Annotated in this window: 22 protein-coding genes; 12 read left to right on the top strand and 10 right to left on the bottom strand. The window is 68.7% G+C overall.

What is annotated here, in order from left to right:
• Positions 1 to 62: 62 nt before the first annotated feature.
• Entirely contained in the window at positions 63 to 245 is a 183-nt protein-coding gene (locus H0B54_RS06795) for a YdcH family protein (RefSeq protein ID WP_014198642.1), read from the bottom strand.
• Between the two features lie 225 nt (positions 246 to 470).
• Entirely contained in the window at positions 471 to 4,043 is a 3,573-nt protein-coding gene (locus H0B54_RS06790; RefSeq protein ID WP_188259720.1) for a tetratricopeptide repeat protein, read from the bottom strand.
• Between the two features lie 138 nt (positions 4,044 to 4,181).
• Here H0B54_RS06790 and H0B54_RS06785 point away from each other — a divergent pair, with 138 nt between their 5' ends.
• On the top strand, positions 4,182 to 5,471 hold the full coding sequence (locus H0B54_RS06785) for a tetratricopeptide repeat protein (protein WP_188259719.1): 1,290 nt from the start codon (positions 4,182 to 4,184) through the stop codon (positions 5,469 to 5,471).
• A gap of 19 nt (positions 5,472 to 5,490) precedes the next feature.
• On the opposite strand, the gene H0B54_RS06780 is transcribed toward H0B54_RS06785, so the two are convergent.
• The 3 genes from H0B54_RS06780 to H0B54_RS06770 form a co-directional block, all read right to left on the bottom strand.
• Positions 5,491 to 6,879: a hypothetical protein gene (locus H0B54_RS06780; RefSeq protein ID WP_137140859.1), complete on the bottom strand. Its 1,389-nt coding sequence runs from the start codon at positions 6,877 to 6,879 to the stop codon at positions 5,491 to 5,493.
• A 23-nt stretch (positions 6,880 to 6,902) separates the two neighbouring features.
• Positions 6,903 to 7,589: a BON domain-containing protein gene (locus H0B54_RS06775; protein WP_246472366.1), complete on the bottom strand. Its 687-nt coding sequence runs from the start codon at positions 7,587 to 7,589 to the stop codon at positions 6,903 to 6,905.
• A 75-nt stretch (positions 7,590 to 7,664) separates the two neighbouring features.
• The gene (locus tag H0B54_RS06770) at positions 7,665 to 8,462 is read right to left on the bottom strand and encodes an N-acetylmuramoyl-L-alanine amidase family protein (protein WP_094306949.1); all 798 of its coding nucleotides are present in this window, start codon (positions 8,460 to 8,462) and stop codon (positions 7,665 to 7,667) included.
• Positions 8,463 to 8,769: 307 nt separating this feature from the next.
• Here H0B54_RS06770 and H0B54_RS06765 point away from each other — a divergent pair, with 307 nt between their 5' ends.
• From H0B54_RS06765 to H0B54_RS06750, 4 genes are all read left to right on the top strand, one after another.
• Complete coding sequence (locus H0B54_RS06765; protein WP_158282581.1) at positions 8,770 to 8,922, top strand: hypothetical protein; 153 nt, start codon at positions 8,770 to 8,772, stop codon at positions 8,920 to 8,922.
• Between the two features lie 429 nt (positions 8,923 to 9,351).
• Positions 9,352 to 10,095, top strand: coding sequence for a MotA/TolQ/ExbB proton channel family protein (locus tag H0B54_RS29680; protein WP_246472365.1), 744 nt, complete (start codon positions 9,352 to 9,354; stop codon positions 10,093 to 10,095).
• Complete coding sequence (locus H0B54_RS06755) at positions 10,082 to 10,693, top strand: hypothetical protein (protein ID WP_188259718.1); 612 nt, start codon at positions 10,082 to 10,084, stop codon at positions 10,691 to 10,693. Before H0B54_RS29680 ends, H0B54_RS06755 begins: the two co-directional genes overlap by 14 nt.
• Positions 10,690 to 11,211 carry a hypothetical protein gene (locus H0B54_RS06750; protein ID WP_040134209.1) on the top strand — a complete coding sequence of 174 codons (522 nt, stop codon included), beginning with the start codon at positions 10,690 to 10,692 and terminating at the stop codon, positions 11,209 to 11,211. Before H0B54_RS06755 ends, H0B54_RS06750 begins: the two co-directional genes overlap by 4 nt.
• A gap of 46 nt (positions 11,212 to 11,257) precedes the next feature.
• Here H0B54_RS06750 and H0B54_RS06745 read toward each other — a convergent pair whose 3' ends face one another.
• On the bottom strand, positions 11,258 to 11,644 hold the full coding sequence (locus tag H0B54_RS06745) for a hypothetical protein (protein WP_014198654.1): 387 nt from the start codon (positions 11,642 to 11,644) through the stop codon (positions 11,258 to 11,260).
• 183 nt (positions 11,645 to 11,827) lie between these two features.
• Here H0B54_RS06745 and purU point away from each other — a divergent pair, with 183 nt between their 5' ends.
• A complete protein-coding gene (gene purU, locus H0B54_RS06740; RefSeq protein WP_094306951.1) occupies positions 11,828 to 12,694 on the top strand; it encodes a formyltetrahydrofolate deformylase in 867 nt (288 codons plus the stop codon).
• Between the two features lie 81 nt (positions 12,695 to 12,775).
• Here purU and H0B54_RS06735 read toward each other — a convergent pair whose 3' ends face one another.
• Complete coding sequence (locus H0B54_RS06735) at positions 12,776 to 13,567, bottom strand: response regulator (RefSeq protein ID WP_188259717.1); 792 nt, start codon at positions 13,565 to 13,567, stop codon at positions 12,776 to 12,778.
• A 579-nt stretch (positions 13,568 to 14,146) separates the two neighbouring features.
• Here H0B54_RS06735 and H0B54_RS06730 point away from each other — a divergent pair.
• The 4 genes from H0B54_RS06730 (at position 14,147) to H0B54_RS06715 (ending at position 17,463) form a co-directional block, all read left to right on the top strand.
• Positions 14,147 to 14,710 carry a hypothetical protein gene (locus H0B54_RS06730; RefSeq protein WP_094306954.1) on the top strand — a complete coding sequence of 188 codons (564 nt, stop codon included), beginning with the start codon at positions 14,147 to 14,149 and terminating at the stop codon, positions 14,708 to 14,710.
• Positions 14,711 to 14,885: 175 nt separating this feature from the next.
• Positions 14,886 to 15,419 (top strand): MarR family winged helix-turn-helix transcriptional regulator, encoded by a 534-nt coding sequence (locus H0B54_RS29675; RefSeq protein ID WP_094306955.1) that lies wholly within the window; start codon positions 14,886 to 14,888, stop codon positions 15,417 to 15,419.
• The gene (locus H0B54_RS06720) at positions 15,416 to 17,053 is read left to right on the top strand and encodes an AMP-binding protein (RefSeq protein WP_188259716.1); all 1,638 of its coding nucleotides are present in this window, start codon (positions 15,416 to 15,418) and stop codon (positions 17,051 to 17,053) included. The genes H0B54_RS29675 and H0B54_RS06720 overlap by 4 nt, the downstream gene beginning before the upstream one ends.
• Complete coding sequence (locus tag H0B54_RS06715; protein ID WP_188259715.1) at positions 17,050 to 17,463, top strand: GtrA family protein; 414 nt, start codon at positions 17,050 to 17,052, stop codon at positions 17,461 to 17,463. The genes H0B54_RS06720 and H0B54_RS06715 overlap by 4 nt, the downstream gene beginning before the upstream one ends.
• On the opposite strand, the gene H0B54_RS06710 is transcribed toward H0B54_RS06715, so the two are convergent.
• Together H0B54_RS06710 and H0B54_RS06705 are read right to left on the bottom strand one after the other, a co-directional pair.
• Positions 17,427 to 18,212 (bottom strand): class I SAM-dependent methyltransferase, encoded by a 786-nt coding sequence (locus tag H0B54_RS06710; RefSeq protein WP_188259714.1) that lies wholly within the window; start codon positions 18,210 to 18,212, stop codon positions 17,427 to 17,429. The two genes, H0B54_RS06715 and H0B54_RS06710, sit on opposite strands and share 37 nt — an antisense overlap.
• Positions 18,213 to 18,393: 181 nt before the next feature.
• A complete protein-coding gene (locus tag H0B54_RS06705) occupies positions 18,394 to 19,350 on the bottom strand; it encodes a ChbG/HpnK family deacetylase (protein WP_246472364.1) in 957 nt (318 codons plus the stop codon).
• Here H0B54_RS06705 and hutI point away from each other — a divergent pair.
• The gene (gene hutI, locus H0B54_RS06700; RefSeq protein ID WP_188259742.1) at positions 19,318 to 20,532 is read left to right on the top strand and encodes an imidazolonepropionase; all 1,215 of its coding nucleotides are present in this window, start codon (positions 19,318 to 19,320) and stop codon (positions 20,530 to 20,532) included. The two genes, H0B54_RS06705 and hutI, sit on opposite strands and share 33 nt — an antisense overlap.
• 236 nt (positions 20,533 to 20,768) lie before the next feature.
• On the top strand, positions 20,769 to 22,457 hold the full coding sequence (hutU, locus tag H0B54_RS06695; RefSeq protein ID WP_188259713.1) for a urocanate hydratase: 1,689 nt from the start codon (positions 20,769 to 20,771) through the stop codon (positions 22,455 to 22,457).
• Here hutU and H0B54_RS06690 read toward each other — a convergent pair.
• Positions 22,435 to 23,391: a DMT family transporter gene (locus tag H0B54_RS06690; RefSeq protein WP_188259712.1), complete on the bottom strand. Its 957-nt coding sequence runs from the start codon at positions 23,389 to 23,391 to the stop codon at positions 22,435 to 22,437. The two genes, hutU and H0B54_RS06690, sit on opposite strands and share 23 nt — an antisense overlap.
• Between the last annotated feature and the right edge of the window lie 7 nt (positions 23,392 to 23,398).

The following is a 23,398-nucleotide window of genomic DNA, read 5'->3' as shown; positions in this document are numbered from 1 at the left end:
AAAGCCGGGAGCGAACCGTGCGCCGCCCCCGACTTTACGAATCGGATCGATCCGGAAGGGTGTTAATTCACCCTGTGACTGGTTCTGGCCAAGCGATCAATTTCTTCCTTGAGGTGCAGCTTCTCGAGCTTCATCCGCTTGATGGCACTTTCGTCAGGCCACGAACGCTTCTCCTCGTCGAGGATGGCGCGGTCGAGACGCAGGTGCTTTTCCTGCAGGGAAGATAGGCGAGCATCAGTGTGCATGGGCTGCTCTCCGTCAGATCGAACCGGCTCCTGCCAAGTCCGGCAGGCCGGAAACCATAGTGTTCACCCATCCGTGCCGCCAAACAACCCCAAACTTTTGTCCTAGTACTCCAAAGACGGGGAGTGACCGCCCCTTACGATAGGGAGTAGGACAATTCGCCGCATAGGCCTGCCTTCGGCCATTCGTTGCGGGATTATACCGAAAGGTCGAGTTTCCTTGCGTCCTCATACCTCGTCGGGGATAGGTTTCGGCGCCATCCGGGCCAGCATCCGGGTGATCCGATGGACCACGTCGGCGGAGGTCTCGCCGGGCTGAGGGGCGATCAGCCTTTGGGTGGGGAACCAGGGCCGTACCCCGCTGCCCATCCAGGTCCAGTCCCGGCCGCCCAGCCGCCAGACCGGCACACCCAAGGCGCCCGCCAACTCCCCGGCGGCGGTGGCGGGCAGGATGACGAGGTCGAGCGCCGCCATCAGGGCCGCCACCCCCTCCAGGTCGTTCTTGAGGTCCAGATCGTCCCAGCGATGGACGCGCCGCACGCCGTCCGGCTCGATGGAGGCCAGTTCGGCGGCGCAGTCACCGTACTGCAGGTTGACGACGCGGACGCCCGGCACCTCCAGCAGCGGCAGCCAGTCGGTGATGCGGGTGTAGGCGCCTTCGCGATGCGCCGTGATGATCTGGCTGCGCCAGCTGATGCCCACCTTCAGGCCGGGACCCAGTGCCTCCACCCGCTCCCGCCAGAAGGCGGCGCGCTCCGGGTCTGGGGTCAGGAAGGATGGGCGGGCCGGAAAGCGCTCCAGCCGGTCGCGCCGCAGGGCGGGCAGGGAGCCGGCGGCGATCTGCAGGTCGCAATCCGGCGGGTCGAACCGCTCCCGCCCGTCGGGCGTGACGGACTCCGCCCGCACCGTCGCCCAGGGGAAGGCACGGGCGTAGAGGGACACCAGACGCGGATCGCATTCCAGCACCACGGTTCCGCCGCTGTCCTTCAGGTCGCCGAAGACGGAGGCGAACAGGATTTCGTCGCCCAGCCCCTGCTCCGGCCAGACCAGCAGCCGGCGCCCGCGCAGGGGCTCGCCGTTCCAGATCGGCAGCGTGATGCGACGCGCCCGCTGAAGCTGGCGGGCGGAGAACCGCTGCCCATAGCCGGCCCAGCCGGTGACGAGATCGCCGTCGGCCAGGGCCAGAAGCCCGACGTTCCAGGCGGCGAGGGCCAGCCCGGGGGAGACTCGCAGGGCGCGGTCGAGGAAGTGCCGCGACAAGGCCGGGCGATCCTCAATCTTGGCGAGGGTGCCCAGGTTGTTGAGAGTGTCGGCGGAGTCCGGCCGCAAGGTCAGCGCACGCCGGTAATGGGCCGCGGCGGCGTTGAAGCATCCCTCCACCTCGCAGGCGTAGCCCAGATTGGTGTGGGCCGCCGGATTGGCCGGGGCGAGACGGATGGAGCGGCGGTGCCACCGCTTGGCCTCGTCCAACCGGTCAGGCCGGTTCATGCTCAGCCCCATGTGGGTCATCGCCTCGGGGAAGTCCGGGCGCAGCGCGAGGGCGCGGCGGAAGCTGGCGAGGGCTTGGTCCGGGCGGTCGAGGGACTGCTGGACGAGGCCCAAATGGTTCCAGGCCGTGGGGAAATCCGGATCGATCCGGAGCGCCGCTGTGATGTGTTCCTCCGCCTCGGCATGGTGGCCGGCCTGATGCTGGGTCAGCCCGAGAAGGTGGAGCGCGTCGCTGTGCCGTGGTTCCAGGTCGAGGACCGTGCGGTAGGACGCCATGGCGTCGCCCAGCCGTCCCGCCCGATGCAAGGCGATGGCGTCGTTCAGCAACGCTTCCGGATCGGCGGGGAAGGGCGCTGGCGGAGGGGGCGCGGCCAAGCGGACCGGGGCGGGTCGCATTGCGGCAAGGTGGCGCGCCATGTCCGACAGCACATGGTCGAAGGTTTCGCCTGGGCGCGGCTGGAACAGGCGCATCGTCGGGAACCAGGGGCGAACGCCGGTGCCGAGCTGCGTCCAGTCGCGGTGCCCGAAACGCCAGACCGGCACGCCGAGGGCGCCGGCCAGTTCACCGGAGGAGACGGCGGGCGTCAGCACCAGATCCAGATTGGCGGTCAGCGCCGCCGCGCCCTCGAAATCGTCCTTCAGGTCCAGATCGTCCCAGCGATGGATGGTCACGCCGAACCGCGCCTCCGCCGCCGCGATCTCCGCCGCGCAGTCGTCATACTGCAGATTGACGAAGATCACCCCCGTCAGCGCGAGCAGGGGTGCCCACTGGTCCAGCGTGGTGTAGGCGCCCTTGTGCTCGGGCGTGGCCAGTTGGCTGCGCCATCCGATACCGATCTTCAGGCCCGGCCCCAGCGCGTCCAGCCGCTCCCGCCACAGGGCGGTTCGGGCCGGGTCGGGCTTCAGCCAGGGGGCGAACTGATCGAAAGACGCGAGCGTTCCCCGCAACAGGCCGGGCAGGCTTCCCGCCGGCACCTGGAGGTCGGCATCCGGGGGAACCACCGTCTCCCGCCCTTCGGCGTCGAGTGTCTCGGCCCGCACCGTCGCGCGCGGGAAGGAACGGGCGAACAGGCCGACCAGCCGCGGGTCGGTCTCGATGGTCACCGGCCCGCCGCCCCAGGCGATCACATCGCCATAGCAGGAGGCGAACATGATCTCGTCCCCCACCCCCTGCTCCCGCCAGACCAGCAGACGGCGCCGGCGCAGCCCCTCGCCCCGCCACCGCGGCGCGTCGATCCGCCGCTCCGGCTGGACCCGGCCGGCGGCGAAGCGCCGCTCATGGCCTTCCCAACCACGCTCCAGCTGTCCGTGCAGAAGGGCGATGATGGCGAGACTGTCGCTGGCGGCGGCAAGGTCCGGGGCGCGGGCCAGCGCTTCCTCGTAGCAGGCTTCCGCCTTCGCGAACTGCCCCTGCGCCTGAAGCGCCTTGCCGAGATTGTGGATGGCTTCGACGGCCTGCGGATTCCGGCCGAGCGCCTCGCGGAAGCACTGCTCGGCCTGGGCGGGGCGTCCCAGCTTCAGGAGAACGCTGCCCAGATCGTTCAGCGTCACCGGATTGCCGGGCGCCCGCCTCAGTGCCTCATGATAGGCGATCTCCGCGCTCTCATAGGCGCCCTTGCGTTGCAGGACGGTGCCGAGATTGTGGTGGGCCTTCGGGTCGTCGGGCCGAAGCCGCAGCGCGGCGCGGGCTTGGTCCAGCGCCTCGTCCAGCCGCCCGGCGGCGCTCAGCGCGTCGCTGAGGTTGGTGTGGGCCTCGGCCATCGCCGGCATGAGCCGTGCGGCGCGGGCGAAGGCCTGCAAGGCATCGGCAAGGCGGTTCTGGGCGCGCAGCGCGTTGCCCAGATTGAACCAGGCCTTGGCGTAGCCCGGTTCAAGCTCCACCGCCGCGGTGAAGGCCAGCGCCGCCAGCCCGGGCAGCGCCTGGGCCTGGAAGGCGTTGCCCAGATTGTGGCGCGGCTGGGCCGACAGCGGGCTCAGCGCGGCGGCCATGCGGTGCGCCTCCGCCGCCTCGGCGTGACGGCCCAGCGCGGCGAGCGCGCTTCCCAAATTGTCGTGGTAGTCGGCGACGCCGCCGGCCTGCCGGATGGCCTCTTCGATCAGGTCCACGGCGGGGTCGGGATGCCCGGCCTGGAGCGCCAGCACGCCCAGCAGGTGCAGCGCGTCGGGGTGCCGCGGGTCCGCCTCCAGGACCGCGCGGTAGTCCCGTTCCGCATCGGCCAGCCGGCCCGCCCGATGGTGGGCGACGGCGCGGCCGAGGCGGGCGGCGACGTCATCGGGTGTCGTCGGCGAAGCCTGGTCGGGGGGCTGGTTCATGAGGTTCGCCTTTTCCGTCTGCCCGATCCGGCCCCGGGTTGCGGGGCCTTCCGCCGGTCTGTTGCCGGAAGGGAGTGCCATGTTCACCGGTTCCCGGTAAAGATGCTGTTAGCCCATGCCCCTTTCAGGAGCCGTTCCGTGTCCGAGCCGAGCGATCCGCCCCGTTCCCCGTCGCCGCGTCCGGGCCTGCTCGCCCGTGGCGTGGGGAGGCTGGGTGGTCTGGCCGCTCAGGCCATGCGCCTCTATGCGGAGGCCAACGCCCTGGCTTCGGACGGGCTGGCCGCGGAGGCGGAGGCCGCCTACCGCCGCACGCTGGCGCTGAACCCGCGCTTCGCGGAGGCGCACAACAACTTGGGCAACGTCCTGCGCGCCCTGGGCCGCGCGGAGGAGGCGGTTGCCGCTTACCGCGAGGCGCTGGCCTGCGGTCTCGACCATCCGCTGGTCCACTACAATCTGGCCTCGGCCCTGAAGGCGGCGGGCGATACGGCGCCGGCGGAACGGCATTTCCGTCGGGCGCTGGTCGAGGAACCGGCCTATGCGGAAGCCTTCAACAACCTCGCCAACCTGCTGCGCGACGGCGACCGGCTGACCGAGTCCGCCACCGCCTACCGCCGCGCGCTGGCGCTGCGGCCCGCCTGGGACGAGGCGCACGACAACCTGTCCGGCGCCCTCTACCTGCTTCACGAGGAGGGACGGCACGAGGAGGCGGCGTGGTTCGCCCGGCTGTGGCTGCGCGATCATCCCGACCATCCGATGGCCCGCCACATCGGCGCCGCCATCGCCGGCCTGGACGCCGGCGAACGGGCGTCCGACGCCTATGTCCGGCAGGTGTTCGACCTGTTCGCCGGGGAGTTCGACGACAAGCTGCTGGGCGAACTGGGCTACCGCGCCCCGACGCTGCTCGCCGAGGCGCTGGCCGACGCCGGGATCGCGGCGGACGGGACGCTGGACGTGCTGGACGCCGGTTGCGGCACCGGCCTGTGCGGTCCCTTCCTGCGTGGCCCGGCCCGCCGTCTGGTCGGGGTGGACCTGTCGCCGGGCATGCTGGAGCGCGCCGCCGCCCGCGGCCTGTACGACGCATTGGAGGAGGCGGAACTCGGCGCTTTCCTGGCGGAGCGCCCGGCGGCCTTCGACCTGATCGTGGCCGCTGACGTGCTGTGCTACTTCGGCGCGCTGGACGGGGTGCTGGCTCGGGCCGCCGCGGCGCTGCGTCCCGGTGGGCGGCTGGCCTTCACGGTGGAGCGGCTGGAGGAGGGCGGGGCGCCCTGGCGGGTCAGCCCGCACGGCCGCTACGCCCATACGGAGGGCCATGTGCGGGACGCTCTGAGCGCCGCGGGGCTGACCGTCCTGCGCCTCGCTCCGGACACTCTGCGCCACGAGAGTGGCGCGCCGGTGGCCGGGCTGGTGGTGTTGGCCGCGCGGCCCTGACGGGGCCCGCAAGCCGGCCTCAGTCGAGCATCGGCAGGCCGGTCTCGATCCGCACCAGCGCGGCGAGCAGCGGGGCGCCGATGTCGCGGCGGACGAAGTTGCTCGCCCGGTCCGCGGCGTTGAGCGAGCCCTGGAAGCTCTTGCGCCAGCGGTCGTCGCCGTACATCACCTTCTCCGCCTTGGCCTTCTGGGCGAGCAGGCCGGGGCGGCGCCCGGCGGAGTCGTCCACCAGACGGGTCAGCCGCTTCATCAGCTCGTTGGCGCTGGTCGGGTCGCCGCGCTTCAGCGCCGCCTCGATCAGCTCGGCCAGGGCTTCGCCGCGGATGTCGAGGTCCTGCACCTGCTCGGCGTAGGACAGCGCGACCGAGGCGTCGGAGCGGCGGGCGATGCGGCCCAGCACCGCCGGGATCGTCCAGGGATTCTCGTCCTGCACGGTGCGCAGCAGGCCCAGCGCCAGATTGGTGTCGCCCAGCTCGGACGCGGCGACGGCCAGCTCCGGCGGGCAGCAGTCGGTCTTGGTCTCGCGGAACTTGGAGAACTGCGTCTCCACCGTGTTCAGGAACAGGGTGCGGGCCGCTCCCTCCTTGCCGGCGCGCAGCAGCGTCTGGGCGACCAGACCCAGCTCCCAGCTGCAGTTTCGGGCGGTGGCGTAGGCCTTGGCCTCCTCGGCGAGCTGGCCGGCCAGCGCCATGTCGCCGCGCCACGCCGCCGCCTTGGCGATGTCGGCGAGGTTGTAGATGCGCGTCGAGCATTCCGGGATCTGCCGGGTGATGTCGAGCGCGAGCTGGTTCTGCCCCATCAGGGCGAGCGCGCGGGCGACGAACAGGTCCTGGCCGGCCCCGTCGGACGCCGCCCCGCGGCGCACCGCGCTGACGAAAGGCGCGATGATCTCCTTGGCCCGCGCGGTGTCGCCGATCGTGTTGTAGGCGACGGCCAGCGACAGCCAGTCCCAGCGGGCGGCGGTGATCGGCGTCTCCACCGGGGGCAGCATCTCCGCAACCCGGTGCAAGAAGCACAGCGAGGTCATCGGCTCGTTGCAGACCAGCGAACGGATGCGCGAGCGGAATTCGAAGAAGTCGAAGTCGCCGACGAACTGGTTGGTGACGAGCTGGACGGCCAGCGCGCTGTCCGGATACTTGACGACGATTTCGTTCAGCAGCCGGTCCGCCTCCTTCAGGAAGCGGCTTTCCTCGGCGATGTCGTAGGTGTTGTCCGCCTGCCGGATCATCTGCATCGCCTGGACGAACAGGCGGTTGGCCGGCCCCTGGTCGGGTTGCGGCTGCTGCTGCTGCGCCATCGCCGGGGTGCCGGCGCCCCCCGCCGCCACGGTGAACGCCGCCAGCGCCATGAACAGGCTCATGGCGGCGGAGGCGGCAAGACGGCGGGCGGGGGCGGGCAGGATGGCCATGGCGGTGCGGAGACCCTGGTGCGCTAGAGGACGCGGGCGTAGTTGACGACACGCTGGACGTTCGGCAGCGTGCGGGCGTGCTCGATCACGCGGTCGAGCTCGCCCTGGTGGGTGGCCAGACCCATGAGATAGACGACGCCGTTGACGGTATCGATGCTGAAATTCTGGCTATGAATTTGCGAATCGAAGGTGAGCTTCGTGCGCAGCTGCGTCGTGATCCAGGTGTCGCGGGCGCTGTCCATGATGCCCGAGTCCGTGTCCACCTGGATTTCGTTGATGACTTCCTTGACGCCCTCCACCTGCCAGCACAGGCGCACGGCGTCGAGGCGCATCTGGGCGTCGGCGGCGCGGCCGGTCAGCAGCACGCGGCCCTGATCGACCGTGAGGCCGATGCGGCTGTGCATCTCCAGCGAGTGCTGGAACCACAGGTGATTGATGCGGGCCTTGATCTCGGTGTCCGAGGCGAAGCCCGACAAACCACGGTGCTCGCTGGCCGCAACGACGGCGGTGCCCCCGGCGGCGCCCAGCACGACAGGCGCGCAGCCAGACGCAAGACCCGCGACAGCGGCCATCCCGACCAGCGCCCAAAGGCGGCCAAACCCCGACACGCTCTGCCTCCGATCCCCGGCCCGCCGAAAGAACGGGCGGGCGGAAAAAGTCATGCCGCAGGTGCGTTGGCAATGGGGAATCTTGGGGGTGTCAGGCTTCATCGTGGTTTTGTCCCGGGGGTGATGCACGAATGTTTCACTCGCTGCGAGCGCGAAGGATTCCGGGCTGGGCCCGGGCTAGGCGAAGGGCGCGCGCGTCACCAGCCCGGCGATTTCGCGCGCGAGAACGTGGGCGATCCTCTGCCGCGCCTTGGGGTCGCGCAGGATCGCCTCGTCCTTCGGATTCGACAGGAAGCCGGTTTCCAGCAGAACGGACGGGACGTCCGGCGCCTTGAGCACCGCGAAGTTGGCCGAGCGCATCGGGTTGTCCAGCAACGGCATGTCCTTCCCCGCCCCTTTCACGATCGCGTGCCGGGCCACCAGCGCCGCGTGCCGGGTGTGGCGCGCCGTCAGATCCAGCAGGATTTCCTTCACGGCCTTCTTGGCGTCCTTCACGTCAACGCCACCCAGCCGGTCCACCGCATTCTCCTTGTGCGCCAGCGCTGCCGCGAAGGAGTCGGAGCTTTTCTCCGACAGGGTGTAGGCGGACAGGCCGCGGGCCTCGCGGTTGGGCGCGCTGTCGGCGTGGATGGACACGAACAGGTCGGCCCGCGCCGCGCGGGCGGCGTCCACGCGCTCGCCCAGCGCCAGGAAGCGGTCGCCGTCGCGGGTCAGCGTCACCCCCAACCGGTGCTGCCGGGACAGAAGACGCCCGACCTCCTGCGCGATGTGCAGGGTGATCTCTTTTTCCTGCGTGCCGCGGGCGCCGATGGCGCCGGGATCGATGCCGCCATGGCCGGGGTCGAGCACCACCATGCGCGGGCGCGCCGCCGGACGGGGCTTGGCCTGGGCGCCCGCGGCGTGCGGGAACAGCAAGGCGCCGGCCCCGGCGAGGGGGACGGTCAGCGCCAGCTGGAGAAGACGTCTGCGTTCCATTCGCCCCTGATTCCGCAAGGAGTTGGGGCCGCCGAAACCAAAAGTCCTGAGCGCGATCGGAAAGGCGGCGTTCGGCCCGGAAGGGCCTGAGGTTGAGCCCAAGGTGTGAGCGTTAACCAATGGGGACGCGCAAAAGGGTTGTCAAGGCCGGCTGGGTTAGCTCCGCCAATTGTCGCGGCTGAGCCGTCATGGAAGGGGGTGCCACCCTATGAAGATTCGACTCTTTCCGAGAATTCCTTGATGATGATGGCCGATAGCGCTAAAATTTTAGAAATAAGCTCGGGAGGTGGCGATGTTGAGGAAAGCCTTGTTCAACATCATCCGGCAGGAGCAGCGCGAGGTCGAAGACGAACTCGAAAAGGAGGAGCGCCGCACGGCTCCCGACGTCGGCCGGGTGGTTGCGCTGCAGCGCGAGGTCACCGACCTGCGGCGCGAACTGGAACATTACCGCGACGTTTGATTGAACGAATACGAACGGTTCCGTCCGCAAACCCCTTTCCCGCAATGGCGGGGAAGGGGTTTTCTGTATTCGCGCGCGCGTTTCGACGCCTACGGCGATGTGCCATTGTCATGTTGCGCTGCAACATAATCCTGCTTATTCCATGAGCAATGGCAAGAACACGCCCTGGGCTTTGAACAGAATTTAATCACCGTACCGCGCAAAATCGCGGAATCCGTTGATCCAAAGCAATGGAGAGGTCAAGGGCAGTGGGCAGACTTCCGAGGTAGCCTGTTTGTCACAGGGGCGATTTATCCCATCCGGCCAAGCACATGAACGGACCGGGGCGGCGGGCGGCGGGATTGGGTGAGACCGAAGACAAACCGCTGGCACGCCGGTTGCGGAGTGCCAGTCCGAACGCTCCCTGCTCCCTGGATGGAGGGCTGCCCGATGTCGGACGCTGTTTCGGACGCCATGGCCGATAACGCCCAGAACGTCCCCGTTCATTCCCTCGTGCCCACCGTGCGCCGCCGCCGCGGCGGCCAACTGACCGCCGGACTGTCGTTGGTGTCGCAACGTTACCTGCTGCTTCTGCGCTTCGCGGTCGTCAACGCCGCGGGCTTCACCCTTCTCGCCGCCGCCTGGGCGGAAGGGCTGATCGACCCCATCATCGCCACCGACAGCACGCACCTGTGCCTGCTGATCCTCCTGGTCTTCCTGGCCGGCCTGGGGCTGTCGGCGCAGCGCATCCTGCGCACCAGCCGCGAACTGAACCGCGCCAAGGAATTCGACCCCTCCGTCCCGTCGCGCGCCGCGCGTTATCTGGCGGAGGTCCGCGGACGGGATTCCGGAGCGCGGTCGATCGCCGCCTCGTCATTGAAGTTCAAGCTGTCGGCGCGCATCGGCACGGTGCGGCAGATCTCCTCGACCCTGGTGATCCTCGGGCTGATCGGCACGGTCATCGGCTTCATCATGGCCCTCTCGGGCGTGGATCCGGAAAAGGCCGGCGATGTCGCCGCCATCGGCCCGATGGTGTCGAAGCTGATCGAGGGCATGGCGGTCGCGCTCTACACCACGCTGGTCGGCGGGGTCCTGAACATCTGGCTGAACATCAACATCGGTCTGCTGTCGGGCGCCACGGTGAACCTGATCACCGAGATTGTCGCCGTGGGGGAACGCCATGCAGGCCCTTGACCAGTTCGAGGAGGACGACGCCGGCACCGTCTTCCGCGACGTCATCACGCTGGCGCTGTGCGGCTTCGTGGCGGTGGTCATCCTGCTGCTTCCCCACATCCGGCCGGAGGCCAAGCAGGCCGACACGGCGGGCGTGGCGGCACCCGGCAACGTCATGATCGAGGCCCGCTGGCCCGACGAGTTGGACGCCGACGTGGACCTGTGGGTGGAGGCGCCGGGCGACGTGCCGGTCGGCTATTCCAACAAATCCGGCGTGATCTTCAACCTGCTGCGCGACGATCTCGGCCGCAACGCCGACCCGACGAAGCTGAATTACGAGGCCAGCTACAGCCGCGGCATTCCGCCCGGAGAATACGCGGTGAACCTGCATCTCTACCGGAACAAGGCGGCGGTCTTCCCGATCGCGGTCACCGTGGTGGTCAGCGCCAAGCGGCCGGACGGCGACAACGCGCGCCAGCTTCTCGCCACCACCGTCCAACTGGACCGGGAGGGTCAGGAACTGACCGTCTTCCGCTTCAAGCTGACGGAGTCCGGCGAACTGGCCGGCGACAGCGTGCACAGCCTCTACAAGCCCCTGCGCAGCGGAAGGAAATCATGACCCAACTGCTCGACTTCCAGGTCGCCGCGGTCGCCCTGGCCGCCACGCTCGCCACCATCGCCATCTGGGCGCCGCGCCGGCTGTGGGTGAAGGTTTCGGCGGTCGCCGTCTCCATCGGCTTCATGCCCGTCGCCTACGCCGGGATGGCCGACCTGCTCAGCAAGCCGAAGCCGGTCCGCATGGAATGGGCGCAGAGCGCCACCGCCCAGGCCACCATCCTGGGCGCCCAGATCAAGGAGGGGCAGGGGATCTACCTGTGGCTCCAATTGGAGGGCGGGGCCGAGCCGCGCTACTACAAGCTGGCCTGGGACCAGAAGCTGGCCGAACAGCTCCAGCAGGCGATGCGCGAGGCGGAGAGGAACCGGTCCGGCATGGCGATGACGCTGCCCTTCGAGAAGACGCTGGACCCCGACAAGCCGAAATTCTACGCCCTGCCGCAGCCCCAGCTTCCGGAGAAGAATGGCGAGGAGGGCGGACCGGGACCGATGGTCTACCGCCACCCGGGCATGGACGCCTGATGCCCTGAACAGGACCGGGTCGTGACGCCGGGGAAGAGGTCGTCGCTCATCCCAGCTTCACGTACCCCCGCTCGATCACCCGCTCCGCCGCCTCGAAAACCGCCTGCATCTCCTCATAGGCGCGGCGGACGCGGGCCAGCTCCTCGATGGCGGCGGCGTCGGGGTGACGGTGATCCGCCACCTTCAACCCAGCCCGCAGATAGTCGGCGCGAAGCTCCGCCACCCGCACGGCCATGCGCAGGAAGGACGTCTGGTTGAGGTTGGGAAGCTCTCTCCCCATCACCTCGCAATTCGCTTCCAGCACCGCCGCTTCCATGTTCTCCAGGAAGTGCATGATCCGGTGCCGAGACGTGTTTTCCGCGGCTTCCGGCGTCAACAGCTTGTCGACCTTGCCCTTGGCGTATTCGCCGATGATCTTGCCGCCCATGCCCATGGCTCGCCTCCGCTAGCTCGCCTCCGTCCTCGGCCCAATGCCGAAACGGTGCATTGTCGCATGGGAATCCTTACCAAATGCTGCCAGAAGGGCGTTCCGGTATTCCCACATTGCACGATGCATCCCGCGGACGATCGTGCTAGGGAATCCGCCCTTGATTCCAGGTCGCAACGGTAGGCGCGCATGTCCGGCACCGGTTCCGAATACATCCTCACCATCTCGTGCCCCGACGCCGTGGGCATCGTCTACGCCGTGTCGGGCTTTCTGGCCGAGCGGTCGTGCAACATCATCGACAGCGCGCAATTCGGCGACCGCGGGACCAATCTGTTCTTCCTGCGCATCCATTTCTCGGCCGCCGCTGCGGGGCCGTCGCAGGCGGAGCTTCAGGCGGCCTTCGCCGAGCAGGTGGCCGAACGTTTCGGCATGACCTGGAAGCTGCACGACGCCGGGCGGCGCCAGCGGGTGCTGATCATGGTGTCGAAGTTCGGGCATTGCCTGAACGACCTGCTGTACCGCTACCGCACCGGCTATCTGCCGATCGAGATCCCGGCCATCGTGTCCAACCACCGCGACTTCTACCAGCTCGCGGCGTGGCACAACATTCCCTTTCACCATCTGCCGGTGACCAACGACAGCAAGGCCCAGCAGGAGGCCCGACTGCTGGAGATCGCGGAGCAGGAAAAGATCGATCTGGTCGTGCTCGCCCGCTACATGCAGGTGCTGTCGCCGGCCCTGTGCGAGCGGATGGCCGGGCGGGTCATCAACATCCACCATTCCTTCCTGCCCAGCTTCAAGGGCGCCAAGCCGTACCATCAGGCGCACGCCCGCGGCGTGAAGCTGATCGGCGCCACGGCCCACTACGTCACCTCGAACCTGGACGAAGGCCCGATCATCGAGCAGGAGGCGGAGCGCGTCGATCACACGATGACGCCCGACGACCTGGTGGCCATCGGGCGCGACATCGAGAACATCGTGTTGGCCCGGGCGGTCCGCTATCACGTCGAACATCGCGTTCTGCTGAACGGCGGACGCACCGTGGTCTTCAAGTAGGGCGGTCTTCAAGTAAGGCGGTCTTGCAAGTAAAGCGGCCTTCAGGGAACGCCGGCTGACCTCCGCACCCCTCCGGAAACCTCAGTGCTTCATGGCGAGCGAGGCTTCCTCGGGGTGGGGGGTGAAGACGGCGCGGGTGATCGCCTGTTCGATCTGCTCGCGGGTGAAGGGCTTGGGGATGACCGGGCCGAGATGCTCCAGCCCCTGCTTGGCCAGCTCGTTGGGGAAGGCGGTGACGAAGATCACAGGCAGGAAGCGCTGGCGGCGAAGCTCCCGCGCCACCTCGATCCCGTTGTCGCCCTCGGCCAGACGGATGTCCATCAGCGCCAGAGTCGGCGCATGGCGGGAGGCCAGGGTCAGCGCCTCGTCCATGGTGGCGGCGTTGCCGCAGACGGTGTGGCCCATGCCGCGCACCGTCTCCGCCAGATCGAAGGCGATGATGGCGTCGTCCTCGACGATCAGGATCGTCGCCGTCAGCTTCGACCGCACCCGCTCGCGCGCGAAATTCAGCCGCTCCACGGCGTCCTCCGGCGCGATCCCCAGCACGGTGGCCGCATCGGCGACTGGCAGATCCTCCAGGTTGACGAGCAGATAGAGCCGGCGGTCCATCTCATCCAGGCTGTGCAGCGCCGCCTCGACCGGATGGATGCCGGGCGCGCCGGCCCGGGCGCCGGAGCTGTCCTGCAACTGGTTCAGGTGCCGGTAGAGCGAGCCGCGCGACAGGCCCGCCGCCGACCCGCCCGGACCGTCCAGATACCATTCCAGCGTGCGCGTCACCAGGGCATCCCCCTGCGTCGAGGTGCCGGTCAAGGCCCGCGCATAGCGTCGCAGATAAGGCAGATGTTCCATCAGGTGGCGGGTGTTCTGATCCATGACTTTTTCCCCGTACCTCCAGCCAGTGCGGACCGCCGAGGGGCGCTGGCGTGGCTGCCGCGTTTCCCGGACTTTGCCGAATGTTCCCGTCCGATCGCTTACAAAGTTAAGTTCATATGGCGCAGTTCGCGCCGTATCGGGAGTGACGACGAAAGGGTTATTCGGGATAGCTTGATCGGACTAAGTCCGGTAACCGGTCGAGCGAGGTCATACTTCGTCCGCTTGGGCGCGACGTCTCTTCGGTTGGTCGCACCGCCCTTCGCTCCGCTGCATGTGCGAAGGGACGGAACAATCGGCGAGGAGCGGTTGTTGGGAGAGGTAATGGTGTGATTCCTCCCTGAACCGCCAGTTACTGCCGCCGCAGCGCTTGTTCCACAGGGGACGCGCCGGCGGCGTTTTTTTGCGGGGCATCAAAAAAAAGCGCGCCCGTGGGCTTGCGCAGGGATGAGTGCGATATTACTGACTGTCCCCGGCGTCGCGCACCGGTGGCGGAACGGCTTCGAAGCCGCCCGGCACCGCCTCGCCAGACCCGTGCCTGTCGAAACGCGTATGCCAGAGCCGCGCATGCCAGAGTCGCGTATGACCGAACCAGACTTCGACCCGGCGGACTCCGATCCGCCGGATTCCGATTTGTCGGTGACCGATGGCATGCCGCCGGACGAACTGGCGGATTTCCACGCTTGGCGGCAGCGCGTGGTCGGCACCAACATTTCCGACAAGACTCTGCTCGCCACCGATTATCTCAATCACTTCAACGAAATCGTGATGCTGATCGAGATGATTCCGGACATGCCGGACATGCTGGAGGAATGCCTGATCTGGCAACCGAAGAGCTACCAGGAGCATTTCCGCGACAGCGGCTTCTCGGACAAGGACTTGGCCATCGAGGCGTACGGCCACGTTCCCGCCAAGTTCAAGCGGCCGTTCGAGGACACCATCGCCCAGGCGCATCAGGTGGTCCGCCACACGCTGGAGCGCGTGTCCGTCGACATCCAGGATGGGGCCACCGAAAAGCTGCGGATGGATTGCCAGACCTCCGTCGCGATGATCCACCGAATCATCCAGGTTGCCAACGGCATCATTCACGGCACCGCCCACGTCATGGAACAGGCGGAAATCGACCTGTATCTGAGCGCCGAATAGCCCGTGCCGCGCCAATGGGTGGGGCGCCCGATCTCTGCGCAGATGATTATTGCTTGTGCACCTAGCATTCTTTCCTTGCATGGCTCAAAGGCCGAGCGTCCAACTACAGTAAGCCTTCGAACGAAGAAGAGGCGGCGCTGCGGCGGATGCCTCCCATCGGGAGTGGAGACAGACCGTGAAGGGACCCGCCACCGCAGCGGCCGACGCATCGGCCGACGCGCAGGGGGACGTGTCGGTCGATGTGGAGGCAGCGGCCGACCTTGCCGCCTCCCCGGAGATGCGCCTCTGGTTGCGTCTTTCGGCGTGCGCCGTTCTGATCGGCGCCCGGCTGCGCAGCCGTTTGCGCGACGAGTTCAGCACCACCCAGCCGCGTTTCGACCTGCTGTGCCTGCTCGACCGCCAACCGGAAGGGCTGACCATGGGGGAACTGTCGAAGCGCATGATGGTCACCAACGGCAACGTCACGGGCATTGTAGAACGGCTGGCGACGGATGGACTTGTCACGCGGGCCGCGGCGTCGAACGACCGGCGCATGCAGTTCGTCCGGATCACCCCCGAAGGCAGCGCCCTGGCGCAGGCCATCGCGGCGGCGCAACGCCGCTGGCTGGCCGAATTGACGGCGGGAATGCCCCACGGCGACGTGGTCCAACTGATGGGGCTGTTGGGAAAGCTCAAGAACACGGTGCGTAGCGGAGGCGTGAGGGGATGATCCGGTCCGGTCATATCGACAGTTTCACCCGCGACCGGCTGCCGCCGCCGGAGCAGATGCCCGACTTTTCCTACGACCGGCCCGAACTCACCTATCCCGAGCGTCTGAACGCCGCCGCAGCCCTGCTCGACGTCTGGCGGGAGCGCGGCTGGGATGAACGCCCCTGCGTCATCGGAAACAGCGACGTGTGGAGCTATGGCCGCTTCCGCGACACGGTGGACCGCATCGCTCGGCTGCTGGCCGAGCGGTTCGGCATCGTTCCGGGCAACCGGGTGCTGGTGCGCGGGACCAACACGCCGATGCTCGCCGCCTGCTGGCTGGCGGTGCTGAAGGCCGGCGCGGTGGTGGTGCCGACCATGCCGCTGCTGCGCGCGACGGAGCTGGAGAGCATCCTCGAACGCGCCGCCGTCTCGCTGGCGCTGTGCGACGCGCGCTTCGCCAAGGATCTCAACGGGGCGGCGGAAGCGATGGGCGGGCGGATGCCCGTCGTGACCTTCAACGGCGGCGACCTCGAAGGGTGGGTGGAGGAAACCGAAGCCGGCTTCGCCGCGGTGGACACCGCCGCCGACGACGTGGCGCTGATCGCCTTCACCTCCGGCACCACCGGCAAGCCCAAGGCGACCGCGCATTTCCACCGCGACCTTCTGGCGGTGGCCGACCTGTCGCCGCGATCGCTGCTGAAGACCAGCGGCGACGACGTGTTCTGCGGAACGCCATCGCTCGCCTTCGCCTATGGGCAAGGGGGAATGCTGCTGTTCCCGTTGCGCGTGGGGGCGTCGGTCGTCCTGCTGGACCGGGCCACGCCGGAACGGCTGCTGGAGGTGACCGCAAGGCATAAGGCGACGGTGATGTTCACCGTGCCGACCGTCTACCGCGCCATGACGGCGCGGATCGAGGAGGACCCGACCCTGGCCGAGGGGCTGCGCACGCTGCGCACCTGCGTCTCAGCGGGGGAGCCGCTTCCCGCCACCACGCTGGAGGGCTGGCAGGCGGTGACGGGGATGGAGATCCTCGACAGCTTCGGCACCACGGAGATGCTGAACGCCGTCTTGCATTCGCCGCCCGGCGCCGTCCGGCCCGGCGCCACCGGGACGGTGGTACCGGGATACGAGGCCCGCGTGGTCGACGACAGCCTGACCCCGCTGCCCCCCGGCCAGATCGGACGGCTGGCCGTGCGCGGCCCAACCGGCTGCATCTATCTGGACGACCCGCGCCAGGAGAATTACGTGCAGGGCGGCTGGAACCTGACCGGCGACGCCTTCCGCATGGATGAGGACGGCTATTTCTGGTATCACGCGCGGACCGACGACCTGATCGTCTCCGCCGGCTACAAGATTTCCGGCCTGGAGGTGGAGGACGTCCTTCTTGGCCACGAGGCGGTGGAGGAGTGCGCGGTGATCGCGGCGCCCGATCCGTTGCGCGGCTCCATCCCCAAGGCCTTCATCGTCACCCGCGACGGTGTGCGGCCCAGCGACGATCTGGCGGAACGGCTGCAATGCTACGTCAAGGACCGGATCGCCCCTTACAAGTACCCCCGCGCGGTGGAGTTCCTGGAACAGTTGCCGCGGACGGAGACCGGCAAGATCCAGCGCTACAAGCTGCGGCAGAGGGAATGGGTGGACAACGAGGATTGACCACGGGACGGGCGGCGCACGCACCGCTGGTGCAGTTCCTGCTCTTCGTGGTGGTCGGCTGCGCCGCGGCGGTCGGCCACTACGGCGTGCTGGTCGCCCTGTCGGAACTGGCGGCGGCCCCGCCGGTCCTGGCCTCGGCGGCGGGATACCTCGTCGGGGGCGTCATCAGCTATCTGCTGAACTACGGCCATGTCTTCCGCAGCGAGCAGGATCACCTGCCCACCGCCACGAAGTTCGTTGCCGTCGCGGCGGTGGGGCTGTGCGTGAACAGCGCCATCATGTGGGCCCTGGCGCAGCGGCTGGGCCTGCATTACCTGCCGGCCCAGCTCACCGCCACGGTGCTGGTGATGCTGTGGAGCTTCGGTGCGAACCGCTACTGGACCTTCAGCGCCGGATCATCCGCCGATTGAACGCCCGCTGGCTGAGAATGGAGCCGGGCGATGAAGGAGTGGCGGTGCGGCGTGGGGCCGATGTTCTTCGCCAGCCGATCCCCCCTCAGCCCTGCGGCGGACAGCCGGGCCTGCAACTCCGCCGGCGTGTAGGTGGAAAAGCCGGACTCGCGCCGGATGCGGCGGTAGTCGGACAGGGCCATGCGCCCCAGCCCCATCAGGGCCGCCATCAGGAAGCCATGCCGGCGCGCCATGCTGAGCTGGCTGGCGATGTCGCGCAGCATCGGTGTGTCGGGCTCCACCACATCGGCGATCAGGATGCGCCCTCGCGTGCCGATCAGATGGCGCCAACGGTGAAGAACGCCTTCCAGCTCCTCGCGCGGGATGTATTGCAGCACGGAGACGGCCAGCACCAGATCGACGCTTCCTGTCGGAATGGCCGCAAGGTCATCGTCGTCGAGAATCCGGATTCCCGGATGGCCGGACAAACGGTCGCGCAGGCGTTGCCGCACCGCGGGTGCGGCGTCGTACAGCCAGACGTTTCGGCAGCGCTTCGCCATGGCTTCCGCCGCGAGCGCGTCGCCGCAGCCGAAATCCAGGATGGTTCCCCCCTCCGGAAGATGGGCGTCGAGGTCGTTCTGCAGACAGGCGAAATGCGCTTCCAAATTGCGCTGATTCGCATAGATGGCGTTGGGCCGGTTCCAGAAATCGACCCAGCCGCTGGAACCCTGGCCGCCCGGTGGCCCGGACGACGTCCCATTGTCGTGCATATCCCGCATCCCCTTTTGTTGGTCGTTTCTTGCCGAGGGGAGTGTGTTGTTCGTCTCTTCGCCAGGAAGAGCCCCCTCGATCCGACCGTGTCGTAACGATGGTAGGTGTGAACAATCGCAACGGTCAAGAATGACCGGCGGGACTATGCCGCCGGAGGGTGCGGAGCGGTGGAACTCGGTGTCAGTGCGCCGGTAACTCGGCGAAGCGGGCGAGCCGGATGTTCCGCTCGGCGAGGAGAGCGGCGAAGACCGGGCTTTTCAGATAGTCATGCTCCACCTTGCGTTGATCCACCAGCGGGTCGGCGCGGCGCAGGGCCTCGTCCGGGATGCCGGGATGGACCATCACCAGCAGCCGCCCGGCGGGGCGGTCCAGGAATCGCGCCATCAGCTCCGGGAAGGGTTGGCGTCCGGAGAAGTCGTAGACTCCGGCGAAACGGTCGTTGGCGGGTATGCCGCGTGCCCGCGCCAACCGCGCCAGCCCGCCGCCGAGCCCGCCGATCAGCAAGGTCTTCGGCACCGCCACGCCGCGCCGCAGGACGGCGGCCACCGGCTCCCCGCACAGGCGGACATAGGCGCCGGGCAGGGCGGCCAGGGCGTCGGCGACCGCGTCGCGTACGGTGGGAAGCTGGTGGACGTGCTGGTGACCGTCGATGTAGGCGGGCGGTCCACCCCAGGCCGCGGCGAAGGCGTCGATCTGCCGGGCCAACTCCTCCCGGACTTCTCCGGCATCGAGGCCGCCCGTGTAGGCCAGTTTCATCAGCCGTCCGAGCGGCGGCAATGTCCCATCCGGCGCCAGCTTGGGCAGCGAAGACAGAGGCGGTTGGTCGGTCAGCGTGAAATGCAGCCCGACGTCGGCCTCGCCGGCCAATTCCTTCAGCGGCGCGGCGCCCTCCGCCCAATAGGGGCAGAGCGTCATGGCCGAGGTCGCCGTCAGCCGCCCGGCGGCGATGAGGTCGCGGATGGCCTCGTTGACACCCGGCGACAGGCCGTAGTCATCGGCGCAGAGCAGGACCGGATGCGCGGAACGCGGGGCTGGGGTGGTGTCGGTGTCGGGCATGGCGATGTAAGGTGGGATGGACAGCGGCGCGAAGCCGGGGAGGGGATGATGGAGTGGGACAGCCTGTGGTTCAACGGTCATGCGGCCACCATGGCGTCGGGAGGGGTCCTGCGGGACGCGGCGATCGCCGTGAAGGACGGACGGATCGCCTGGATCGGCGCCGCCAGGGACCGGCCCGCCGGCCGCGCCGCCGAGGAGCATGACCTGGGCGGTCGCTGGGTCACGCCGGGGCTGATCGACTGTCACACCCACCTGGTCTTCGGCGGCAACCGCGCCCGCGAGTTCGAGATGCGGCTGGAGGGGGCCACCTACGAGGAGATCGCGCGGGCCGGGGGCGGCATCGCCTCGACCGTCGCCGCGACCCGTGCCGCTGACGAGGACAGCCTGATCGCGAGCGCCACCGTGCGTCTGCAACGGCTGCTGGCCGAGGGCGTGACAGCGGTCGAGGTGAAGTCCGGCTATGGCCTCGACCTCGCCACGGAACGGCGGATGCTGCGCGCGGCGCGGGCTTTGGGCGAGCGCTTCCCCGTCACAGTGCGGACGACCGGTCTCGCCGCCCACGCCCTGCCGCCGGAGTTCGCCGGACGGGCGGACGACTACATCGCGCTGGTCTGTGACGAGATCCTGCCCACCCTGGCGGCGGAGGGGTTGCTGGACGCGGTCGACGCCTTCTGCGAGCGCATCGCCTTCTCGCCGGAGCAGACGGCCCGCGTGTTCGACACCGCGCGGCGGCTGGGCCTGCCGGTGAAGCTGCACGCCGACCAGCTCTCGGACGGCGGCGGCGCCGCGCTGGCCGCCCGCTACAACGCGCTGTCCGCCGACCATGTGGAGCACACCGGCGAGGAGGGCGCGCGGGCGATGGCCGCGGCAGGGACGGTGGCCGTGCTGCTGCCCGGCGCCTTCTACATGCTGCGCGAGACCAAGCTGCCGCCCATTGAGCTGTTCCGGCGCCACGGCGTGCCGATGGCGGTGTCCACCGACTGCAACCCCGGCACGTCGCCCGCCGTGTCGCTCCTGCTGATGCTGAACATGGCCTGCACCCTGTTCCGCCTGACCCCGCAGGAGGCGCTGGCCGGTGTCACCCGCAACGCCGCCCAGGCCCTGGGCATGGCCGCCACCCACGGCACGCTGGAGCCCGGCAAGGCCGCCGATCTCGCGGTGTGGGACGTCGGCGACCCGGCGGAGCTGTGCTATTGGCTGGGCGCCAATCCCTGCACCGCGGTGGTGCGCGGCGGGCGGCTGGTGAAATCGCTCCAGGCGTAGGCTATCATCGGGTCAACGCGGACGGAACTGCACCGGCCTATAGCCCTCTCCCCTCTTGGAAGAGGGGGGCTCGGAGGGCCGGTGAGGGGGATGTGCATGGCGGTACGTCCGGCAAGAGCGCACCCCCCTCACCCTAACCCTCTCCCCGGAGGGGAGAGGGGAAATCAGATGTGACGGCACGGTTCCCGTCTGAAAACAACAAACGCATCAAGCTGAATCCGAGAGGGACGAGTCACATGTCCGACACCAAGCCGCCGGCCAATCGCCGGGTCATCCGGGCGCCGCACGGCACGGAGCTGTCCGCCAAGTCCTGGCTGACCGAGGCGCCGCTGCGCATGCTGATGAACAACCTCGACCCCGACGTCGCGGAGAACCCGGACGAGTTGGTGGTCTATGGCGGCATCGGGCGGGCGGCGCGGAACTGGGACTGCTTCGACGCCATCGTGGCGTCGCTGAAGACCCTGAACGAGGACGAGACGCTGCTGGTCCAGTCGGGCAAGCCGGTCGGCGTCTTCCGCACCCACACCGACGCGCCGCGCGTGCTGATCGCCAATTCCAACCTCGTGCCGCACTGGGCAACCTGGGACCATTTCCGGGAATTGGATGCCAAGGGCCTGATGATGTACGGCCAGATGACCGCCGGGTCCTGGATCTACATCGGCAGCCAGGGCATCGTGCAGGGCACTTACGAGACCTTCGTGGAGGTCGGGCGGCGGCATTATGGCGGCGACCTGAAGGGCCGCTGGATTCTGACCGGCGGGCTGGGCGGCATGGGCGGCGCGCAGCCGCTGGCCGCGACCATGGCCGGGGCCTCCATGCTGGCCGTGGAATGCTCCGCCCGCAGCATCGAACGGCGGCTGGAGACCAAGTATCTCGACCGCTCGGCCACAACCCTGGACGAGGCGATGGCGATCCTGTGGGAGGCCCAGGCCGCCGGCAAGGCGGTGTCGGTCGGTCTGCTCGGCAACGCGGCGGAGGTGTTCCCGGAACTGGTGCGCCGCGCCAAGTCCGATCCGCGCTTCCGCCCCGACGCGGTGACCGACCAGACCAGCGCCCACGACCCGCTGAACGGCTATCTGCCCGCCGGCTGGACGATGGAGGAGGCCGAGACGAAGCGCCGCAGCGACCCGGCGGCGGTGGTCGCGGCGGCCAAGGCATCGATGGCGACCCACGTCCGCGCGATGCTGGACTTCCACGCCATGGGCGTGCCGACGCTGGATTACGGCAACAACATCCGGCAGGTCGCCAAGGACGAAGGGGTGGCCGACGCCTTCGCCTTTCCCGGCTTCGTCCCCGCCTACATCCGGCCGCTGTTCTGCCGCGGCATTGGTCCCTTCCGCTGGGCCGCCCTGTCCGGCGATCCGGAGGACATCTACCGCACCGACGCCAAGGTGAAGGAGCTGATCCCCGACAACCCGCACTTGCACAACTGGCTGGACATGGCGCGCGAGCGCATCCGCTTCCAGGGCCTGCCGGCGCGCATCTGCTGGGTGGGTCTGGGCGACCGGGCGCGGCTCGGCCTCGCCTTCAACGAGATGGTAGCGAAGGGTGAACTGAAGGCCCCCATCGTCATCGGGCGCGACCATCTGGACAGCGGCTCCGTCGCCAGCCCGAACCGCGAGACGGAGGGGATGATCGACGGGTCGGACGCGGTGTCCGACTGGCCGCTGCTGAACGCGCTGCTGAACTGCGCCTCGGGGGCGACCTGGGTGTCGCTGCACCATGGCGGCGGCGTCGGCATGGGCTTCAGCCAGCATTCCGGCATGGTCATCGTCGCCGACGGGACGGACGCAGCGGCCAAGCGGCTGGAGCGGGTGCTGACCAACGATCCGGGCACCGGCGTGATGCGCCACGCCGACGCCGGCTACGACATCGCCAAGGACTGCGCCAAGGAGCAGGGGCTCACGCTTCCGATGATCGGCTGACGGGTTTTGCGGGGGCGGCGCGCGGCGGCAGGGTCGCCAGCGCCACCCCCGGCAGAACCAGCAGGACGCCCAGCAGGTGGAACATCTGCAACTGTTCCCCCAGCAGCGCCCAGGCCGCCACCGCCGCCCACAGCGGCATGACGTAGAGCGAGGTGCCGGCCCGCGCCGGACCCATCAGGTTGATCGTCTTCTGGTAGGTCAGGAAGGCCAGGACGGAGGCGAACAGCGCCACGCCGGCGATGCGGATGGCGGCGTCCAGGCTCAGCGGCACGGGGCGCAGGGCCAGCGTCTCCCACGCGTAGAAGGGGGCGAGCACGACGACACCGGCCAGCGCGTTGGCCGCGAACATGGTCACCACCGGCAACGAACTGCGGGTCTGGCGCAGCAGCACCGTGTAGACCGCCCAGGCCGCCGACCCCACCAGGATCAACAGGTCGCCGGCGTTGAAGGACAGATGCAGCAGCGCCTGCGCGTCGCCGCGGGTCAGGATCACCAGCACGCCGGCCATGGCGACGGCGATTCCCGCGGCCTGCCGCGGCGTCACCTTTTCGCGCAGCCACAGGGCGGCGATCATCAGAATGATGACCGGGCTGGTGGCGTAGATCAGCGCGGCGTTGGTCGCGCTGGTGCGCTCCAGCCCCATGTAGACGACGGCGCCGCAAACGCCCTGGGCCAGCGCGCCCAGCAGAAGGAAGCGCTTCCACGAGGCGCGCAGAACGTGGCGGTGCTGGATCAGGCCGGGCAGAGCCAGCGGCAGGATCATCAGGAAGGCCAGCACCCAGCGCCAGAAGGCCAGACCGACCGGCGGCACGATGGCGGCCGCGGCCCGCCCGATCACCACGTTGGAGGCGAAGAAGGCCGAGGAGAGCAGATACAGGCTGTAGGCTGTGAATACGGCATTGCTCTGGGGAGCGTTGCGCGGCTGGCGGTCCATGGGGCGT

The sequence above is a fragment of the Azospirillum tabaci genome, from assembly GCF_014596085.1.
Lineage (GTDB): Bacteria > Pseudomonadota > Alphaproteobacteria > Azospirillales > Azospirillaceae > Azospirillum > Azospirillum tabaci.
This window is presented reverse-complemented; position numbering and strand designations above follow the sequence as displayed.

What these genes read in the sequence shown, in the direction of transcription:
- H0B54_RS06795 (WP_014198642.1), bottom strand. Translation starts at nt 245, where the DNA reads ATGCACACTGATGCTCGCCTATCTTCCCTGCAGGAAAAGCACCTGCGT.
- H0B54_RS06790 (WP_188259720.1), bottom strand. Translation starts at nt 4,043, where the DNA reads ATGAACCAGCCCCCCGACCAGGCTTCGCCGACGACACCCGATGACGTC.
- H0B54_RS06780 (WP_137140859.1), bottom strand. Translation starts at nt 6,879, where the DNA reads ATGGCCATCCTGCCCGCCCCCGCCCGCCGTCTTGCCGCCTCCGCCGCC.
- H0B54_RS06775 (WP_246472366.1), bottom strand. Translation starts at nt 7,589, where the DNA reads ATGAAGCCTGACACCCCCAAGATTCCCCATTGCCAACGCACCTGCGGC.
- H0B54_RS06770 (WP_094306949.1), bottom strand. Translation starts at nt 8,462, where the DNA reads ATGGAACGCAGACGTCTTCTCCAGCTGGCGCTGACCGTCCCCCTCGCC.
- H0B54_RS29680 (WP_246472365.1), top strand. Translation starts at nt 9,352, where the DNA reads ATGTCGGACGCTGTTTCGGACGCCATGGCCGATAACGCCCAGAACGTC.
- H0B54_RS06755 (WP_188259718.1), top strand. Translation starts at nt 10,082, where the DNA reads ATGCAGGCCCTTGACCAGTTCGAGGAGGACGACGCCGGCACCGTCTTC.
- H0B54_RS06750 (WP_040134209.1), top strand. Translation starts at nt 10,690, where the DNA reads ATGACCCAACTGCTCGACTTCCAGGTCGCCGCGGTCGCCCTGGCCGCC.
- H0B54_RS06745 (WP_014198654.1), bottom strand. Translation starts at nt 11,644, where the DNA reads ATGGGCATGGGCGGCAAGATCATCGGCGAATACGCCAAGGGCAAGGTC.
- purU (WP_094306951.1), top strand. Translation starts at nt 11,828, where the DNA reads ATGTCCGGCACCGGTTCCGAATACATCCTCACCATCTCGTGCCCCGAC.
- H0B54_RS06735 (WP_188259717.1), bottom strand. Translation starts at nt 13,567, where the DNA reads ATGGATCAGAACACCCGCCACCTGATGGAACATCTGCCTTATCTGCGA.
- H0B54_RS06730 (WP_094306954.1), top strand. Translation starts at nt 14,147, where the DNA reads ATGACCGAACCAGACTTCGACCCGGCGGACTCCGATCCGCCGGATTCC.
- H0B54_RS06720 (WP_188259716.1), top strand. Translation starts at nt 15,416, where the DNA reads ATGATCCGGTCCGGTCATATCGACAGTTTCACCCGCGACCGGCTGCCG.
- H0B54_RS06710 (WP_188259714.1), bottom strand. Translation starts at nt 18,212, where the DNA reads ATGCACGACAATGGGACGTCGTCCGGGCCACCGGGCGGCCAGGGTTCC.
- hutI (WP_188259742.1), top strand. Translation starts at nt 19,318, where the DNA reads ATGGAGTGGGACAGCCTGTGGTTCAACGGTCATGCGGCCACCATGGCG.
- H0B54_RS06705 (WP_246472364.1), bottom strand. Translation starts at nt 19,350, where the DNA reads ATGACCGTTGAACCACAGGCTGTCCCACTCCATCATCCCCTCCCCGGC.
- hutU (WP_188259713.1), top strand. Translation starts at nt 20,769, where the DNA reads ATGTCCGACACCAAGCCGCCGGCCAATCGCCGGGTCATCCGGGCGCCG.
- H0B54_RS06690 (WP_188259712.1), bottom strand. Translation starts at nt 23,391, where the DNA reads ATGGACCGCCAGCCGCGCAACGCTCCCCAGAGCAATGCCGTATTCACA.